At 66.5% G+C, this 16,774-nt stretch carries 16 protein-coding genes; 7 read left to right on the forward strand and 9 right to left on the reverse strand.

What is annotated here, in order from left to right:
* Positions 1–17: 17 nt before the first annotated feature.
* Together SSKA14_RS24110 and SSKA14_RS11740 are read right to left on the reverse strand one after the other, a co-directional pair.
* Positions 18–980: a TonB-dependent receptor plug domain-containing protein gene (locus SSKA14_RS24110; RefSeq protein WP_008267910.1), complete on the reverse strand. Its 963-nt coding sequence runs from the start codon at positions 978–980 to the stop codon at positions 18–20.
* Between the two features lie 123 nt (positions 981–1,103).
* Positions 1,104–2,081, reverse strand: coding sequence for a zinc-binding dehydrogenase (locus tag SSKA14_RS11740; protein ID WP_008266168.1), 978 nt, complete (start codon positions 2,079–2,081; stop codon positions 1,104–1,106).
* Between the two features lie 432 nt (positions 2,082–2,513).
* On the opposite strand from SSKA14_RS11740, the gene SSKA14_RS11745 reads away from it, so the two are divergent.
* From SSKA14_RS11745 to SSKA14_RS11760, 4 genes are all read left to right on the forward strand, one after another.
* Positions 2,514–4,877 (forward strand): ribonucleoside-diphosphate reductase subunit alpha, encoded by a 2,364-nt coding sequence (locus SSKA14_RS11745; RefSeq protein ID WP_008267711.1) that lies wholly within the window; start codon positions 2,514–2,516, stop codon positions 4,875–4,877.
* Between the two features lie 99 nt (positions 4,878–4,976).
* Positions 4,977–6,017, forward strand: a complete 1,041-nt coding sequence (locus tag SSKA14_RS11750) for a ribonucleotide-diphosphate reductase subunit beta (protein ID WP_008267116.1) — start codon at positions 4,977–4,979, stop codon at positions 6,015–6,017.
* A 13-nt stretch (positions 6,018–6,030) separates the two neighbouring features.
* Positions 6,031–6,510: a flavodoxin gene (locus SSKA14_RS11755; RefSeq protein ID WP_040009604.1), complete on the forward strand. Its 480-nt coding sequence runs from the start codon at positions 6,031–6,033 to the stop codon at positions 6,508–6,510.
* A complete protein-coding gene (locus SSKA14_RS11760; protein ID WP_008266095.1) occupies positions 6,482–6,808 on the forward strand; it encodes a thioredoxin family protein in 327 nt (108 codons plus the stop codon). Before SSKA14_RS11755 ends, SSKA14_RS11760 begins: the two co-directional genes overlap by 29 nt.
* Before the next feature lie 111 nt (positions 6,809–6,919).
* Here SSKA14_RS11760 and SSKA14_RS11765 read toward each other — a convergent pair whose 3' ends face one another.
* Complete coding sequence (locus SSKA14_RS11765) at positions 6,920–8,251, reverse strand: Nramp family divalent metal transporter (RefSeq protein WP_040007555.1); 1,332 nt, start codon at positions 8,249–8,251, stop codon at positions 6,920–6,922.
* 117 nt (positions 8,252–8,368) lie between these two features.
* On the opposite strand from SSKA14_RS11765, the gene mntR reads away from it, so the two are divergent.
* A complete protein-coding gene (gene mntR, locus SSKA14_RS11770) occupies positions 8,369–8,839 on the forward strand; it encodes a manganese-binding transcriptional regulator MntR (RefSeq protein WP_005413716.1) in 471 nt (156 codons plus the stop codon).
* A gap of 66 nt (positions 8,840–8,905) precedes the next feature.
* Here mntR and SSKA14_RS11775 read toward each other — a convergent pair whose 3' ends face one another.
* From SSKA14_RS11775 to fabR, 3 genes are all read right to left on the reverse strand, one after another.
* The gene (locus SSKA14_RS11775) at positions 8,906–9,454 is read right to left on the reverse strand and encodes a thioredoxin-like domain-containing protein (protein WP_040007559.1); all 549 of its coding nucleotides are present in this window, start codon (positions 9,452–9,454) and stop codon (positions 8,906–8,908) included.
* A complete protein-coding gene (locus SSKA14_RS11780) occupies positions 9,444–11,603 on the reverse strand; it encodes a TonB-dependent receptor (RefSeq protein WP_008265970.1) in 2,160 nt (719 codons plus the stop codon). Before SSKA14_RS11780 ends, SSKA14_RS11775 begins: the two co-directional genes overlap by 11 nt.
* 217 nt (positions 11,604–11,820) lie before the next feature.
* Positions 11,821–12,477 (reverse strand): HTH-type transcriptional repressor FabR, encoded by a 657-nt coding sequence (fabR, locus tag SSKA14_RS11785; protein WP_008267228.1) that lies wholly within the window; start codon positions 12,475–12,477, stop codon positions 11,821–11,823.
* 92 nt (positions 12,478–12,569) lie between these two features.
* Here fabR and SSKA14_RS11790 point away from each other — a divergent pair, with 92 nt between their 5' ends.
* Positions 12,570–13,640, forward strand: a complete 1,071-nt coding sequence (locus SSKA14_RS11790) for a ferredoxin reductase (RefSeq protein ID WP_050413371.1) — start codon at positions 12,570–12,572, stop codon at positions 13,638–13,640.
* 11 nt (positions 13,641–13,651) lie between these two features.
* Positions 13,652–14,800 carry an acyl-CoA desaturase gene (locus SSKA14_RS11795; protein ID WP_008266479.1) on the forward strand — a complete coding sequence of 383 codons (1,149 nt, stop codon included), beginning with the start codon at positions 13,652–13,654 and terminating at the stop codon, positions 14,798–14,800.
* Between the two features lie 5 nt (positions 14,801–14,805).
* On the opposite strand, the gene SSKA14_RS11800 is transcribed toward SSKA14_RS11795, so the two are convergent.
* Genes SSKA14_RS11800 through SSKA14_RS11810 form a run of 3 tightly spaced genes read right to left on the reverse strand, consistent with a single transcriptional unit; the run spans position 14,806 to position 16,342 of the window.
* Positions 14,806–15,141, reverse strand: coding sequence for a tetratricopeptide repeat protein (locus SSKA14_RS11800; RefSeq protein WP_008267331.1), 336 nt, complete (start codon positions 15,139–15,141; stop codon positions 14,806–14,808).
* Positions 15,141–15,716, reverse strand: a complete 576-nt coding sequence (locus SSKA14_RS11805) for a flavin reductase family protein (RefSeq protein WP_040007563.1) — start codon at positions 15,714–15,716, stop codon at positions 15,141–15,143. Before SSKA14_RS11805 ends, SSKA14_RS11800 begins: the two co-directional genes overlap by 1 nt.
* Positions 15,713–16,342, reverse strand: a complete 630-nt coding sequence (locus tag SSKA14_RS11810; RefSeq protein ID WP_040007565.1) for a superoxide dismutase — start codon at positions 16,340–16,342, stop codon at positions 15,713–15,715. The genes SSKA14_RS11805 and SSKA14_RS11810 overlap by 4 nt, the downstream gene beginning before the upstream one ends.
* Positions 16,343–16,774 lie beyond the last annotated feature (432 nt).

A 16,774-nucleotide genomic window follows, 5' to 3' on the forward strand; every position in this document is an offset into this window, starting at 1 on the left:
CGGCGAACGCCTCGATGCTATCGTTGAAGCGGTAGGTCGCGCTCAGCGACGCCTGCAGGCGCTCGGCGCCGGGCTGCAGGGTCTTGAACGGTTGCGCGTTGAAGGCGCAGGCCTGGCCGGGTGCTGCCGAAATCGCTGTAGGGGCGCAGCTGGCTGCCATCGGGGCAGTTGGCGAACGGCTGCGGCGCGCGTGGGTTGGACAGCCAGTTGCCACCGGCAGTGGACCAGCCGGCCAGGCGGCCACCGGGCTTGTCGCGGAAATCGCCGCTGCGGGTATAGGCGCGCTGATCGGCGTCGAGGCGATCACGCTTGAGCAGGTCCAGCCCGAACAGCACGTTCCAGCCCTGCTGTTCGAGGTCACCGAAGCCGGCGAGCAGGTTGGCCTTGCGTTCGTCGAGGCCGCCCTGGGTAGCGGTACCGAAACCGCCGCCGACCTCCACGCCCTGGAAGTTCCTGCGCAGGATGATGTTGATGACGCCGGCGATGGCATCGGAGCCATACACCGCCGAGGCACCGTCCTTCAGCACTTCGATGCGTTCGACCGCGCTGATCGGCAGCGCGTTGAGGTCGACGAAGGTGTCCTGCGTGTTGAGCGCGAAACCGAAGTTGGACACGCGGTAGCCGTTGACCAGCACCAGCGTGTTCTTCGGCGACAGGCCACGCAGACCGATCGAGGCCGAGCCGGCGGCGAAACTGCCGGTGTACTGCTCGTCGAAACTGTTGCCGGCATTGGCCGACAGGTTGCGCAGCACGTCGGTGAGGGTGGAGCGGCCGGTCTGTTCGATCTGTTCGCGGCTGACGATCTGCACCGGGTTGGGCCCGGCGGTATCGCTGCGCTTGATGTTGGAGCCGGTCACCAGCACGGCGCCGAGGGTGGTGCTGTCCTTGCCGGTATCGGCAGTTTCAGCGGCGCCGGCAGTCCCGGCGGAAAGGCCCAGCGCGATGGCGCCGGCAAGCAGGTTCAGGGTGGTGCGGTACATGAAAGCGACAACGCCGAACGGGGGAGGAGCCTTCAGTACCGCACGCGACTGCTCACGCCTTCCAATGACGAAAGCGCATTCAGTTATACATCACAGGTTCTTAACGAACCAACCCGGAGACCTTCAAGGGCGCAGCAGCACCTTGCCGTTGCGACCCGAGCCACCCGCGGCCTTCGCTGCCTGGGCAATGTCATCCAATGCGAAGACCCGCTCCACCGGCAGGGTCAGCTCGCCGCCGGCAGCACGTTTCAGCAGTTCGCCGACCAGCCGTCGCTTGTCCTCCACCGCCATCGCCTGGCTGACCTTGCTGCCCCAGAAGCCCTTCACCGTGGCCTCCTTGTAGATCAGGCCACCGGCGGGGATGTGCATCGGCTGGCCGCTCATTACGCCGAACGAGACCAGGGTGCCGTGGTGGCCAAGCAGGTCGACCAGGTCGCCGCTGGCGTCACCACCGATGGAATCGACTGCCGCCGCTGCCTGCGCTTCGCCCGTTGCTGCGCGCACGCGATCCTTCCAGCCGTCCACCGAGGTATCGAATACGTGATCGATGCCGAGTGCCTGCAGCTGCGCGACCGCGTCGGCGTTGCGCACCAGGTTGGCCACGTGCACGCCGCGCGCCCGCGCCAGCATCGCCAACGACTTGCCGACGGCCCCGTTGGCGGTGTTCTGCACGATCCACTGGCCCGCTTCGACGTGCAGGAATTCCAGCAGCATCAGCGCGCTCAGCGGCATCGCGATCAACTGTGCGGCCATCTCGTCGGCGATGGCGTCCGGCATCGGAATCACCATGCGCGACGGTGCGATGAACGCTTCGGCCCAGGTGCCGTGCACCGAGGCGGCGGCCACGCGCTGGCCGATCTGCAGGCCGTCGACCCCTGCGCCAAGCGCATCGACCACGCCCAGTGCCTCACTACCAGCGATGGCCGGCAGGGTCGGCTTGTAGCCGTACAGGCCACGCACGGTCAGCAGGTCGTGGTTGTGGATCGAGGCCAGCACGGTGCGGATGCGCACCTCGCCAGGGCCGGGTTCGGGCAGGGCCACATCGGCAACGGCAAGGACGTCGGCCGGGTCGGCGAAGGAAGCGTACTGGGCAGCGCGCATGGGCGGTGTTCCGGGGAAAGTGGAGGTTGTATCGAACTGGGGACGAGGGCGCGGTCGACAAGGCGTCGCCGCTGCAACACGGCATCCTGCGACGGATCGTCGCGTCATGTCGTGATTACCTCATCTTGTGTTGACGGCTCGGAATATCCCCACTATGTTGTGGCCGTCACTCCCGGTCAGCTGCCGCCGCCGGACATGCAGCAAACGTCCCGCGGCCCGCCCCTGAAGGCTTGCCGTGTCGACGCGGCCGCCATCGCGCGGACACAGGTCGCCCCCACGGCCCGGATACCGGCCGCAGGCGCAGGCGCATGCCGACGACCTGATGATCCCGTGCGTTGGCATCCCACCCCGATCGCCCCGTGCGCCGGTATCGCGTGCAGGGCTGCCACGGCATCGACGCCGCTATGCGTGCGAGCCTGGAGACGCAGGACCATGACCGACAACACCTACCGCGCGGCCGATCTGGCCGGCGCCGGCGACGCCTTGCGCGCTGGCGGCGAGCGCGTGCCGACCTGGATCACCAAGGAGGCCGGCAACCGCCGCCTGCCGTTCGACGCCGAGCGCCTGCAGCGCAGCATCGATACGGTGCACGCGGAGTTTCCGCAGCTGGATGTGAGCGACTATCGGCGCGTGGTGCAGGCGATGGTCGAGCGCAAGCCGAGCCTCAGTGCCGATGACCTGGTCGACCTGCTGATCCGCGAGGCCGAATCGCGCGTGGACCTGGTCGCGCCGGAGTGGGAGCAGTTCGCCGCACGCATCTACCTGCGCCGCCTGTACAAGCGCGCCAGCCGCAACCGCTTCTATGACGTCAGCCTGAAGTACGGCTCCTACGTGGGCCTGCAGGAAAGCCTGGCCGACCGTGGCATCTACAGCAACGACATCCTGCGCTGCTATTCGAAGGAAGAGCTGCAGCAGGCCGGCGAAATGATCGAGCCGGAGCGCGATCGCCTGTTTGCCTACAACGGCCTGTACCTGCTGGCCACGCGCTACCTGGCCAGCGACCGCAGCCGCGAGGTCTATGAACTGCCGCAGGAGCGCTGGCTGACCATCGCGCTGTACCTGATGCAGGAAGAAAAGCCGCGGGAGCGGCGCATGCAGCTGGTCGGCGAGGCTTACTGGGCGCTGTCCAACCTGTACATGACCGTGGCCACGCCGACGCTGGCCAACGCCGGCAAGGTCGGTGGCCAGCTGTCCAGCTGCTTCATCGACACGGTGGACGACAGCCTGCAGGGCATCTATGACTCCAACACCGATATCGCGCGCGTGTCCAAGCACGGTGGTGGTGTGGGCGCCTATCTGGGCTACGTGCGCAGCAGTGGCGCACCGATCCGTGGCGTGCCCAATTCCTCCGGCGGCGTGGTGCCGTGGATCAAGCAGCTCAACAACACCGCCGTCTCGGTCGACCAGCTGGGCCAGCGCAAGGGCGCGGTGGCGGTGTACCTGGACATCTGGCACCGCGATATCGAGGCCTTCCTGGATCTGCGCCTGAACAATGGCGACCAGCGCCTGCGCGCGCACGATGTGTTCACCTCGGTGTGCGTGCCGGACCTGTTCATGGAAGCGGTCGAGCGCCGCGCCGACTGGTACCTGTTCGACCCGCACGAAGTGAAGAGCGCCAAGGGCTGGTACCTGCAGGACTTCTACGATGAGAAGCGCGGCTCGGGCAGCTTCCGCGACCGCTATGCCGAGCTGGTGGCCGATGAGCGCATCAGCCGCCGCACGGTGAAGGCGATCGATCTGTTCAAGCGGATCATGCTCAGCCAGCTGGAGACCGGCAACCCGTTCCTGTTCTACCGCGACGAGGTCAACCGCAAGAACCCGAACAAGCACGCGGGCATGGTCTATTCCAGCAACCTGTGCACCGAGATCCTGCAGAACATGAGCCCGACGCGGATGATCCAGGAGATCGTCAGCGGCGACCAGATCGTCACCACCCGCCGCGCGGGCGACTTCGTGGTCTGCAACCTGTCCTCGATCAACCTCGGCCGTGCGATCAGTGCGCCGGATGACCTGCTGGCCACCGACGTGCTGGAGCGCCTGATCCCGATCCAGGTACGCATGCTCGACAACGTGATCGACCTCAACGCACTGCCGGTGCCGCAGGCCACGATCACCAACCGCAAGTACCGCGCCATCGGCCTTGGAACGTTCGGCTGGCACCACCTGCTGGCGCAGCAGGCGATCCAGTGGGAATCGCCGGATGCCGAACAGCTGGCCGACCGCCTGTATGAACGCATCAACTTCCTGACCATCCAGGCCAGCGCGCAGCTGGCCAAGGAGAAGGGCAGCTACCCGATGTTCGCCGGCAGCGACTGGCACAACGGCCGCTACTTCAGTGACCGTGGCTACAGTGGCGCGGACTGGGACAGCCTGGCCCGCGAGGTCGCCACGCACGGCCTGCGCAACGGCTGGCTGCTGGCGGTGGCGCCGAACATGAGCACCGCGCAGATTGCCGGTTCCACCGCCTCGATCGACCCGATCTACAGCGCGTTCTACTACGAGGAAAAGAAGGACTTCCGGCGGCCGGTGGCCGCGCCGGGCCTGTCGCTGGAGACCTGGCCGTACTACGAAAAGGGCGCCTACAAGGTCGACCAGTTCGCCAGCGTGCGCCAGAACGCACGCCGCCAGCGCCACGTGGACCAGTCGATCAGCTTCAACCTGTACGTGCCCAGTACGATCCGCGCCAGCACGCTGCTGGAGCTGCACCTGAGCGCGTGGCGCGAAGGCCTGAAGACCACCTACTACGTGCGCTCCAACGACATCGACATCAGCGAATGCGAGTGGTGCGCGAGCTGATCAACGGCAGTGCCGGCCGCTGGCCGGCAACCTCGCGATCCAGGGTAGTGCCGGCCGCTGGCCGGCAACACGATAGAAAGAAAAAGAAGGCAGAAAACCATGGCAACCCCCCTCGACCGCATCAAGATCCTCGAACCGCGCCATCCCAACCGCAGCACCGGCATCATCAACGGACGCACCAGCGGCATCCTGAACTGGAACGACATTCCGTATCCGTCGTTCTATCGGGCCTACAAGGAGCTGTCGACCAACTTCTGGATCCCTGACGAAGTCGACATGAAGGCCGACGCGCGCCAGTACGGCGAGCTGTCCGGGCGCGAGAAGAATGCCTACGACTCGATCATCGGCCTGCTCGCCACGCTGGATTCGCCGCAGACCCGCTTCATCTACAACGTGGCCGAGTACATCACCGATCCGGCCGCGCATGCCAACGCGGCGATCATCGGCCAGCAGGAGGTGATCCATAACGAGAGTTACAGCTATGTGCTGGCCTCGATCACCGACCTGCCGAACCAGAACCGCGTGTTCGAGCTGGCGCGCACCCATCCGACCATCATCAAGCGCAACGCGCCGATCATGGGCGCGTATGACGACTTCATGCGCGAGAAGACCGCCGAGACGCTGCTGAAGTCGCTGATCCAGTCCTCGATCCTGGAAGGCATCAACTTCTATTCCGGTTTCGCGTATTTCTACAACATGGTGCGGCAGAACCGCATGACCGGTACCGGCAAGATCATCAGCTTCATCAACCGCGACGAGCTGGCCCACACCAAGTTCATCAGCGAGCTGATCCGCGCCATCATCGGCGAGAACCCGGAACTGCAGACCAACGAGCTGACCGCCTATGTGCACCAGGCGTTCGAGCATGCCATCGAGCTGGAGACCCAGTGGTCGTCGGAAGTGCTGGATGGCATCGACGGCATCGATGTGGAGGAAATGACGCGCTACGTGAAGTACCGGGCCAACAAGATGGCCGGCATGCTCGGCATCGAGCGCCTGTACAGCGACACCACCGACAACGTGATGCCGTGGATCAAGGCCTACGCCGACAACTTCACCGAGACCAAGACCGACTTCTTCGAGATGCGCAATGCAAGTTACAAGAAGACCAACGTCGACAACGGCTTCGACGACCTCTGAGCCCGGCGCCGCGCTGCGCATCCTGCTGGTGGTGGCCTCGCTGAGTGGCAACACCCGGGAGCTTGGCCGACAGATTGCCGAGCGTTGCCGCGCTGCAGGTCATGCCGTGCACTGGCAGGAGGCCGACGATCTGCGCCAGGCGCCACCGCTGGCGGCCGACGAGGCCGACCTGGTGCTGCTGGGCTGCTGGACCGACAACGCCGGCCGCACGCCTGCGGAAATGAAGGCGTGGGTGGCCGGCATCGCCGAGCGCGGTGAGCGGCCACGGCAGCTCGCCGTGTTCGGTACCGGCGAGACGCAGTGGGGGCAGGAGTATTACTGCGGCGCCGTGCACCGCTTGATCCGCTACTTCCGCAGCGACTACCCACCGCTGGAGATCGAACAGATGCCGCATGGCGAGCGCCATGCCGCCGCCATCGAGGCCTGGACCGATGCGGTCCTGGCCCATTACTGGAGCAACACCGATGCAGATCATCGACGCCACCACGCCTGAGCAGTTCCAGCAGCTGCTGGCCGAACACCCGCGGGTGCTGGTGGATTTCCACAAGGACCAGTGCCCGGGATGCCGGATGCTGGAGATGTCCCTGCATCGGGTGGCGAACAGTGTGGCGGGGCAGGGTACGACCCTGTTGCGCGTGCAGCTGGAGGTGCTGGGCGAGGCGTTCTTCAGGGAGCTGGGGCTGCGGCAGACGCCGACGTTGTCGCTGTTCCGTGACGGCGACGAGCGGCAGCGCCTGCCTGGATTCCAATCGCCGCAGCAGATCGAGGCGGCCATCGCGTTGCATCTGTAGTGCGTGATTCCGGCTTTTGTAGAGTCGAGCCATGCTCGACTGCCGTTCGCGCGGTGCGCGATAAGTCGAACATGGCTTGACTCTACAAGAGCATCCACGCATGGCGTGGATCTACTGGCCGGCGAAGGTATCCACCAGCAGCTTTACGTTCAACACCACGATCACCAGCGCGATCACCCAGGCGATCGCGCCCAGCCAGCGGGGGGCCACCAGTGCACCCATCGTCACCTTGTCGGTCACGATCCGCACCAGCGGGATGATCGCGAACGGCAGCTGCATCGACAGCACCACCTGGCTCAGCACCAGCAGCTTCACCGCGCCCTGGTCGCCGAACAGCATGATCACCACCACCACCGGAATGATCGCCAGTGCACGCGTGATCAACCGCCGCAGCCACGGCGGCAGGCGCAGGTGCAGGAAGCCTTCCATCACGATCTGCCCGGCCAGCGTGGCGGTCACCGTGGAGTTCAGCCCCGAGGCCAGCAGGGCGATCGCAAAGAGGGTGGCCGCCGCGCCCACACCCAGCATCGGTGCCAGCAACTGGTGCGCCTGCTCGATGTCTTCCACATCAAAGCGGCCGTTGGCGTGGAACACCGCCGCGGCCAGGATCAGGATGCTGGCATTGATGAACAGCGCGAGGGTCAGCGCGAGGGTGCTGTCGGTGACTGCCCAACGCAACGCGCTGCGACGCCCTTCATCGGTGCGCGGGTAGGCGCGGGTCTGCACGATGGACGAATGCAGGTACAGATTGTGTGGCATCACCGTGGCGCCGATGATGCCGATGGCGATGTACAGCGCATGCGGATCGGTCACCACCTGCGCACGCGGGATGAAGCCGCCGAGTACCGCCATCACCGGTGGCGCAGCCATTGCGATCTGCACCACGAAGCAGGCGAAGATCACCATCAGCAGCGCGATCACGAAGGCTTCCAGTGCACGGAAGCCGCGGTTCATCAGCAGCAGCACCAGCAGCGTATCCAGTGCGGTGATCACCGCCCCCCACAGCAGTGGCAGGTCGAACAGCAGTTTCAGCGCGATCGCGGTGCCGATCACTTCGGCCAGGTCGCAGGCGATGATCGCCGCCTCGCACAGCGCCCACAGCGCCAGGTTCACCGGCTTGGGGTAGCGCGCGCGGCAGGCCTGGGCGAGGTCCATGCCGGTGGCGATGCCGAGCCGCGCCGACAGCGCCTGCAGGATCACCGCCATCAGGTTGGAAATGAGGATGACCGACAGCAGCAGGTAGCCGAAGCGCGAGCCGCCGGCCAGATCGGTGGCCCAATTGCCCGGGTCCATGTAGCCGACCGAGATCATGTAGCCCGGGCCGAGGAAGGCCAGCAGGCGGAACCACCAGTGGCCCTTGTCAGGCACCGCTACCGACGCGTTGAGCGCGCCCAGGCTGGCCGGAGTGGAGGCCGAAGGGTCGCGGGGCGCCAGGGTGTTCATGGGTCCGAATATAGCTCCTGCTATAGTCGTTAGCAATGTGAAACAATCGTCTTTATCGCGTTACTGGTCCAGAATTCAGGTTCAACACCGGAGTGCACCGGAAGGACAGGCGCAGGCGTGGGCAAGACCGACGATTCGACATCGCTGAAAAGCACCCCCTTGATCGAGGCCGAGCGCCAGGTCGAGAGCTTCCGGCAAGTGCGCGAGGCACACCGGATGGAGCTGGTGGAGGACTATGTCGAGCTGATCTCGGACCTGCTGGCCGACGGCGGCGAGGCCCGCCAGGTCGACATCGCCACGCGCCTGGGCGTGGCCCAGCCGACGGTGGCGAAGATGCTGCGGCGCCTGGCCCGTGACGGCTGGGTGGTGCAGCGGCCGTACCGTGGCGTGTTCCTGACCCCGGAAGGCGAGGCGCTGGCGCATGCCAGCCGCCAGCGCCATCAGACCGTGGAGCGTTTCCTGCTGGCGCTGGGCGTGGACGCGGATACCGCGCGCCGCGATGCCGAGGGCATCGAACACCATGTCAGCGAGCAGACGCTGGCGTTGTTCGAGGCGTTCGTGCGCAAGGCCGAGGGCGGGGCGCCGTAGCGGAAGCGCCGGGCCATGCTCGACTGCTGTTCGCGCGATGCGTGCTGAGTTGAGCATGGCTCGACTCTACAGATCAGGCGGGCAGCGCGCCTGTTCCTGCGCACATGCCTGCCTCGTCCATTCCTTCAACACCGGCTGCAGTCCTTCGTAGCGCCGGCCTTGCCAGCCATTGGCAAGCACATTGCCATCGGCGTCGATCAGCACAAGATTGGGCGGGCCCAGCCCCGCCAGGGCCTGCAGCGCGGGCATCCGCCTGGCGCGGCGCGGGTCCAGCACCGGCCACGGCATGTCCTGCGCGTGCATGTAGCGCCGCAACGCGGCCTCGCTTTCGTCCAGGCTGACGTACACCACTTCGGTATCGGCGCCGGCCTCGCGCAGGGCATCACGCACGCTGCGCAGGGTCGGCACGAAGGCGTGGCAGGGCGCGCACCAGTCGGCACCGAAATACAGTGCCACCAGTTTCGGCGGCGCCGGCCACTGCATCGGCCGCAGTGAGCGCTGCTCGGGCCGCATCAACGAGGCCGAAACCTGCGCGTGCAGGTCCGTCGCCATCGCCGGCACGGCCAGCAGCAGCGCGCCGGCCAGCAACAGTGTTCGTAGTGCTTCAGAACGCATAGCGCAGGTTGACGTACCACGAGCGCGCGAAACGCGGCCCGTAGACGTAGTCGCTGTCACGCAGTGCACCGGTTTCCAGGTCCTTCTGGCGCTGGTCGAACACATTCTTGACGCCCGCCGCCACCGACACTTCCTGCTGCGCCTGCGCGCCAAGATGCCGGTGCCAGCGTGCACCGAGATCGGTGACCAGGAACGCACGGGTGCGGTGCAGTTCACCCAGCCGGTTGTTCAGCACCGACATCGGGCCGGTGTGGCGCAGTGCCACGAAGGTCTCCCACGGCTCGGCCGGCATCCAGCTGAGTTGCGCCAGCCCGGTCCGGCGCGGTGTCTTCAGGTAATCGCGGCTCTCGATGACGGTGTCGCCGCCCTCGCCGGTGTCGTCGAAGATGCGCTGCGGCTCGCGGAAGCGCGAGCGGTACCATGATGCGCCAGCGGTCAGCCGCCACCGCGGCGAAGGCTGCCAACCAAGGTTGGTTTCCGCACCCAGCACGTTCGAGCCGGAGGCGTTGTAGCGCAGCTGGCTCAGCTGGCCGTCTTCACCGCGCTGGATCTCGCCCAGCGCGAAGGTGTCGCGGATGCGGGCATACGAGGCGGTGGCATCCCAGCTCCAGACCGGGTTGGCCGGGTCCGAACGCCAATCGAAGCCGAACAGCGTGGTCAACGCGCGCTCTTCCTTCAGGCCGTCGGTGTTGCGCACGCGCACCTGTTCGCCGCCGAGGGTATCCACATGCACGTCCTCGACGAAGATCTCCGGCGCACGGAAGCCGGTGGCAACACCGGCGCGCCATTTCAGGTTCGGCGTGGCCTGCCAGGCCAGTGCGATGCGCGGCGAAAACACCGCATTGTCCAGTTCGGAGCTCTTGTCCACGCGCGCGCCGAGTACAAGGTCCACGTTGTCACGCAGGCTCCACTCGTCCTGGACGAAGGCGCCCAGGTTGTGGAAAGTGGCATCCTCCAGCACCGCCAGGCGCTGCCCGTCACCGTTGCGGTTGTCGTCGCGCAGCGCCTCATGCTTGTACTGCACACCGAAGGCCAACGCGTGCGCGCCCAGTCGCCAGTTCAACTGGCTGTCGATGTAGTGCAGCGGGTTGTGGGTGCGGCCGTACTGGCGCCACGAACGCGAGGCGGCACTGCCGGCCACGTTCGGGTCCAGCTGCGACGGGTCATAGCCCGGCGCCGACGGATCGGTGACCACGTCGCCAAGGCCGCCATAGAAGCTGTCGCGATCAATGTCGGCGAAGGCATAGGCCACGCGGAAATCGACGTCGGCGCTGACTTCCTGGTCCCAGGAAATGCTGCCACGGCGGTACTTCGTATCCAGCGATTCGGCGATGTTGGCCAGGTATTCGGGCTGGTCCAGGCGGTTGCCGCCGCGGCGGGTTTCGTCGGTCACCTGCAGGTCCAGCCGCAGCCGCGTGCCCGGCGTGGGCGCATACCAGGCCTGCAGCCCGCCGACCTTGAGGTTCTTGCGGGTGATCTCGGTATAGCCGTCGCCGTTGTAGTCGATGCCGCTGTTCCAGTTGCGCTGGGCGATCACCGACAGCCCGGCGTCGGCGTCTTTGGCGACCAGGTCCAGGCGCACGTCGGCATTCTTCTGCGGCGTGCCCTTCAATACATCCACGCCGGCCTGCACATGTCCCCCACTGCGCGCCGGCAGCGGTGGGATCAGGTTGATCACGCCGGCCACCGCGCCCGGGCCGTACAGCGCCGAGCCACCGCCCTTGACCACTTCGATGCGGTCGACGAAGCCGGCCGGAATCTGTTCCAGCCCGTACACGCTGCCGAGCGTGGACAGCAGCGGAATGCCATCGAACAGCAGCTGGTTGTAGGCGCCGGGCAGGCCCAGCAGCTGCACTTCGCTGGTGTTGCAGTTCTGGCAGTTGCTCTCCACGCGCAGGCCGTTGATCAGTTCGGCGGCACGCGAGAAGTCGGTGGCCGCACGCAGTGCGATGTCTTCCTTGCGCAGTACCTCGGTGCGGATCGGCACGTCCGACAGCAGGCGTTCGCTGCGGGTGGCGGTACTGACCTTGACCTGCACGCGGTCCAGTTCGGTCGGCTTCGGTGAGGCGGCCAGTACAGGCAGCGGCAGGATCAGGGCGATGGCGGCGGTCAGGGGCAGCCGATGGAAGAGCGGGGTGGCAACGTGCATGAGGGCGTCGTCCTTGGGGGAGGAAAGGCGGCGAGGGCGACCTGGCTGGGGCATATGAAAGCAGTGGCTTATAGATATAGCAAGTGCTATATATCGAAGCCGCCGCAATTCTGGGTGCACCAGGCGTTCGGGTGGATCATGCAAATGTTATAACATTACATGTCGAAGCCGCGACCCTGCCGGTGGTCATGTGCCACGATGCACGATTCGAGTCTTGTCAGCCGCGGCGGAAGGCGGCGGGGGTGCGGGCGCCGACGATGATCATGCGGATCATCGTGGAGATCTGCTCGACCAGTTCCGGGTCGTTCTCCGGAGGCTGGTCCATTGCCGACGCGCCCATGGCGAACACCAGACGCGTGATCGCCATCGAGACCAGTTCCGGCTTGTGCAGGACCGCGCCGTCGAGGGCAGCCAGGCGCACCAGGTCGTGCTGCAGCTCTTCCTCGAAATAGTGCAGCTCACGTTCGACCGCGTGCTTGAAATCATCCGAGCCGACCGCGCCTTCGCGCAGCAGCACGTGCAGCAGCTTGTCGTCGGCACGCAGCTGCTCCATGAAGGTCTCCACCGACACGCGCACCACGCTGGTGGCGCTGGAGGTGGCGCGCTGGCGGGCTTCGCCGATGATGGTGCGCAGCGAGCGGCCCGCCACGTCGATCAGGGCCACGGCCAGTTCGTCCATGTCGCGGAACTGCCGATAGAAGCTGTTCGGCGCGATGCCCGCCTCGCGGGCCACTTCACGCAGGCTCAGCGTGGACAGGCTGCGGTGCGGCCCGATCAGCTTCAGCGCGGCAGCCAGCAGATCCTCGCGGCTCACCGTTCGGCGGGTCGGGCTGTTGGCATCTTCGTTCGGCGTCAGGGCGGTGGCGGCGGCCATGGGTGTTCCGGTGGGGCAAGGCTGAATCATACCCAATCCGGTTCAATATACACATGTATACACAGGTGTATGTGCGCCCGTATAGTGCGTCCATGAGCGCTGTCGTCCGTCCTTCCTTGTTTTCCCCGCACCGCTGGGTGTCGCCGACGCTGTTCGATTTCTGGGCAGGTCAGCTGAATCCTCTGTGGACCCTGCGTGAGCCGATGGCCCGCCTGGTACGGCGTGAGCCGGCCGGTGAGGGCGCGGCAACCCTGGTGCTGCGCACCAACCGGCACTGGGCCGGCATGCGCGCCGGCCAGCACGTGACCCTGAGCGTGGAAATTGAAGGACGTGTGTGGCAGCGCAGCTACAGCCCCACGGTGTTTGGGCGACGCGAGCTGGCGATTACCGTCAAGGCGGTCGAGGGCGGCCGGGTCAGCCAGCATCTGGTCAACCACGCACGGCCGGGCGAGCTGTTCCGTGTCGATGCCGCGTTCGGCGAGTTCCACATGCCCGCCGCCGCGCCGGTGCTGCTGCTGGCTGCCGGCAGCGGCATCACGCCGATGCGCAGCCTTCTGCGCGAAGCCTGCCAGCGCCCATTGGCGGCACCGGTCGACCTGTTCTACTGGGAGCGCACTGCCGCCCATCTGCAGTTCCGTGATGAACTGCAGGCGCTGGCGGCGGCGCAGCCGAATCTGCGGGTGCATCTGCTGGCCACCCGCGAAGGCGACATCCCGGCCGCGCGCATCGGCAGCCATGACCTGCAGGTGCCCGGCGATGACACGCCGCTGGCACAGCGCCATGTGCTGGCCTGCGGCCCGGATGGGTTCGTCGCCGCCGCACGCGAACGCTTGGCGCATCAGGTGGCGGGCTTCCAGGCCGAGGCCTTCACCCCGCCGGCGCCGTTGCTCGACGCCAGCAGCGAGGGCGAGGTGTCACTGACGTTGGCGCGCAGCGGTCGCCAGCTGAGCGTGCCGCGCGGCCGCTCGCTGCTGGAAAGCCTCGAAGCCCATGGCATCAAGCCCAAGCATGGCTGCCGCATGGGCATCTGCAACACCTGCACCTGTGATCGCGTCAGTGGCGCTACCCGCCACCTGCGCACTGGCGACCTGCAGTCCGAATCGGCGCAGCCGGTGCGGATCTGCGTGAGCGCGCCGACCACCGACCTGACCCTGGATCTCTGAGGACGCCTGCCATGACCCGCGCTACCGACCGTGCCCTGAGTACTGCCGAGATGCATGCCTTCGGCGAGGAACTCGACGCGATCCGCGACCGTGTGATCGGCAGCCTCGGCGCCTCCGATACCCGTTACATCCGCCGCGTGGCCGCCGCCGTGCGCTGGTTCGGCGTGGGTGGCCGTGGCCTGCTGTTCCTGGCGGCCTTCTCGCCGCTGTTCTGGATGCCGTTGCTGTGGCCGGCCGCGATCACCGGCACGCTGCTGCTGGCGCTGTCGAAGATCCTGGAGAACATGGAGCTCGGCCACAACGTCATGCACGGCCAGTTCGACTGGACCGGCGACCCCAAGCTCAATGGCAACACCTACGAGTGGGACATCGTCGCCACCGCTGACAACTGGCGCAAGACCCACAATTTCCGCCACCACACCTACACCAACGTGCGTGGCATGGACGATGACATCGGCTATGGCCTGCTGCGCATCTTCCCGGAACAGCGCTGGAAGCCGTTCTACCTGCTGCAGCCGATCATCGCGCCGATCTTCGCGCTGCTGTTCCAGTGGGGCGTGGCCGCGCAGGACCTGCGCCTGGGCCGCTGGCTGAAGGGCCGCATGAGTGCCCGTGCGATGTGGCTGCAGACCCGCCCGGTGGCGCGCAAGATGGCCCGCCAGGTGCTGAAGGACTACGTGTTCTTCCCGCTGCTGGCCGGCCCGTTCTTCCTTACCGTGATGCTGGGCAACATGGTGGCCAACGGCCTGCGCAACATCTGGACCTACGTGATCATCTTCTGTGGCCACTTCACCGCCGAATCGGAAACCTTCCCGAAGGAATGCCTGCGCAATGAATCGCGTGGCCACTGGTACCTGCGCCAGCTGCGTGGTTCGTCCAACATCAGCGGTGGTTTCCTGATCAACGTGCTGTCGGGCAACCTCAGCCACCAGATCGAGCACCACTTCTACCCGGACCTGCCGGCCAACCGCTATGCGGCCATCGCCAAGGAAGTGAAGGACATCTGCCGCCGCTACGGCCAGCACTACAACAACGGCTCGCTGCCGCGCCAGTTCGGCCAGGTGGTCTGGCGCATCCTGCGCCACGCGTTCCCGAGCAAGCCGCGCCGCCTGCCGATGGCGGACATCATGTCCGCACCGGCATCGGCCAACGCGGGCTGATCCACTCAGCCCGCCTTCGCCAGGGCCGCCTGTTCGCGGTCCAGGCGACGCAGGAACACCTGCATTTCCTTGCGCGCCTGCTGGTCGCCCTTGCTGCCGGCCACGCTCAGCCCGCGCTGCCAGGCCTCGCGTGCCGCCTGCGGCTGGCCACTGGCCAGCCACGCCTTGCCCAGCAGCTTCCACGCTGCCGAATACTGCGGATCGAGCACCACGCAGCGGCCCAGATGGGTCGCCGCGCGTACCGGGTTGCCGGCATCCAGCCAGCCCTTGCCCAGGCCGAAGCGCAGCAGCGCGCCGTCCTTGCCGCTGGCCAGCATGCATTCCAGGGCCTCGATGTTCATCAGCGCACCTCCTGCAGCAGTTCCTGCGGTCCCGGCTGGAAACGACCGCGATGGAACAGCAGGGGCGCGCCCCCGTTCTCGTGGACATCGATGATGCGTCCAGCCAGCAGCAGGTGATCACCCACCGGCCATTGCGCGTGGCGGGTGCAGGTGAGGTGGGCCACCGCAGCGGCAATGCGCGGCGGGGCGTCTTCGTCATCCTCCAGCAGCGGCAGGCCGTCGAAACGGTCGCGCACCTGTGGATCGGCGAAGCGCCGTGCCAACGCTTCCTGGTCGGACGCCAGCACACTGATCGCAAAGCGGGTGGCGCGCTGGAAGGTGGAGAGGCTTTGCGCATGCAGCGCCAGGTTCCACAGCACCAGCGGTGGCTGCAGCGATACCGGCACGAACGAGTTGATGGTCAGGCCGACCGGTTTGCCCTGCGCGTCGCGCGCGCAGACGATCGCCACGCCCGTGGGGAAATGGCCGAGCAGCCGCCGCAATGCACGCGGCGGCATCCCGACCGACGGCACCGGGGCCGGGGCGGGGAACACTCCCGCCCACGGCCCGGCGTACGGCAGTGTCTCGCCGCTCATGAGGCCCGGGCCTGGCGGTAGCGCCGGCCGACCTCGGCCCAGTTGATGATGTTGAAGAACGCACCGATGTAGTCCGGGCGGCGATTCTGGTAGTGCAGGTAGTAGGCGTGCTCCCAGACATCCAGTGCCAGGATCGGGGTGTTGCCGGACAGGCCGACCGTTGCGCCCATCAGCGGGCTGTCCTGGTTGGCGCTGCTCTCAACCTGCAGGCGACCGTCGCGATCAGTGGTCAGCCACGCCCAGCCGCTGCCGAAGCGCGTCTGCGCGGCCTTGATGAAGGCATCCTTGAATGCATCGAAGCCGCCGAGATCGCGGTCGATCGCCGCGGCGAGTTCGTCATCAGGGGTGCCGCCGCTGGCGCTGAGCACGGTCCAGAACAGGCTGTGGTTGGCGTGGCCACCGCCATTGTTGCGGACCGCGCCGCGCTGGGCCTCGGGCACGGCATCGAGGTTGGCGATCAGCGCCTCGACCGGTTGCGCGGCGATGCCGGCCTGCTCGAGGGCGGCATTGAGGTTGTTGACGTAGGTCTGGTGGTGCTTGCCGTGATGGATCTCCATCGTGCGCGCATCGAAGTGCGGCTCGAGGGCGTCATAGGCGTAGGGGAGCGGGGGAAGCGAGTACGACATCGAAGCAATCTCCGTGGGGAAGGCCAGGGGGCTGGCCGTGCGGAGATCGTTATCGCACCTCAACATTGGTTGAGGTCAAGGGGCGGGATTGAAATGCATGCGCGTTCGTCGCTTTGATTCTTCCTGGCAGGCAGGGGCTGATGGGTCAGCGCCTACAGGAAAGCTCCCTGCGCTGGCGTGGAGACGGGATTAAAGGCAGGAGCAGGAGCGACGTGGTAGTGCCGGCCGCTGGCCGGCAATCAACGAAGGTCGAGTTGCCGGCCAGCGGCCGGCACTACCAGGACCCGCTTTCCGAACCCTCACCGGCGCGCTGATGCGCTGCCCGCGCTCGCAGGAAACCGTCCGGTGGCGGGGGGAGGGGCTGGCCGGGACCGTTGGCGCCATGGATGGCGCCATCGAGCCCCCAAGGATGGGTTTACGGCGTGTCCCGGG

The sequence above is a fragment of the Stenotrophomonas sp. SKA14 genome, assembly GCF_000158575.1.
In the GTDB taxonomy this organism is placed as follows: domain Bacteria; phylum Pseudomonadota; class Gammaproteobacteria; order Xanthomonadales; family Xanthomonadaceae; genus Stenotrophomonas; species Stenotrophomonas forensis.

Excerpts from the sequence above, each read along its gene's own strand:
- SSKA14_RS11740 (WP_008266168.1), bottom strand. The coding sequence starts at position 2,081 with ATGCGCGCTGCCCAGTACGCTTCCTTCGCCGACCCGGCCGACGTCCTT.
- SSKA14_RS11800 (WP_008267331.1), bottom strand. The coding sequence starts at position 15,141 with ATGAACATCGAGGCCCTGGAATGCATGCTGGCCAGCGGCAAGGACGGC.
- SSKA14_RS11810 (WP_040007565.1), bottom strand. The coding sequence starts at position 16,342 with ATGTCGTACTCGCTTCCCCCGCTCCCCTACGCCTATGACGCCCTCGAG.
- SSKA14_RS24110 (WP_008267910.1), bottom strand. The coding sequence starts at position 980 with ATGTACCGCACCACCCTGAACCTGCTTGCCGGCGCCATCGCGCTGGGC.
- SSKA14_RS11805 (WP_040007563.1), bottom strand. The coding sequence starts at position 15,716 with ATGAGCGGCGAGACACTGCCGTACGCCGGGCCGTGGGCGGGAGTGTTC.
- SSKA14_RS11790 (WP_050413371.1), top strand. The coding sequence starts at position 12,570 with ATGAGCGCTGTCGTCCGTCCTTCCTTGTTTTCCCCGCACCGCTGGGTG.
- SSKA14_RS11760 (WP_008266095.1), top strand. The coding sequence starts at position 6,482 with ATGCAGATCATCGACGCCACCACGCCTGAGCAGTTCCAGCAGCTGCTG.
- SSKA14_RS11750 (WP_008267116.1), top strand. The coding sequence starts at position 4,977 with ATGGCAACCCCCCTCGACCGCATCAAGATCCTCGAACCGCGCCATCCC.
- SSKA14_RS11780 (WP_008265970.1), bottom strand. The coding sequence starts at position 11,603 with ATGCACGTTGCCACCCCGCTCTTCCATCGGCTGCCCCTGACCGCCGCC.
- SSKA14_RS11765 (WP_040007555.1), bottom strand. The coding sequence starts at position 8,251 with ATGAACACCCTGGCGCCCCGCGACCCTTCGGCCTCCACTCCGGCCAGC.
- SSKA14_RS11775 (WP_040007559.1), bottom strand. The coding sequence starts at position 9,454 with ATGCGTTCTGAAGCACTACGAACACTGTTGCTGGCCGGCGCGCTGCTG.
- SSKA14_RS11795 (WP_008266479.1), top strand. The coding sequence starts at position 13,652 with ATGACCCGCGCTACCGACCGTGCCCTGAGTACTGCCGAGATGCATGCC.
- SSKA14_RS11745 (WP_008267711.1), top strand. The coding sequence starts at position 2,514 with ATGACCGACAACACCTACCGCGCGGCCGATCTGGCCGGCGCCGGCGAC.
- fabR (WP_008267228.1), bottom strand. The coding sequence starts at position 12,477 with ATGGCCGCCGCCACCGCCCTGACGCCGAACGAAGATGCCAACAGCCCG.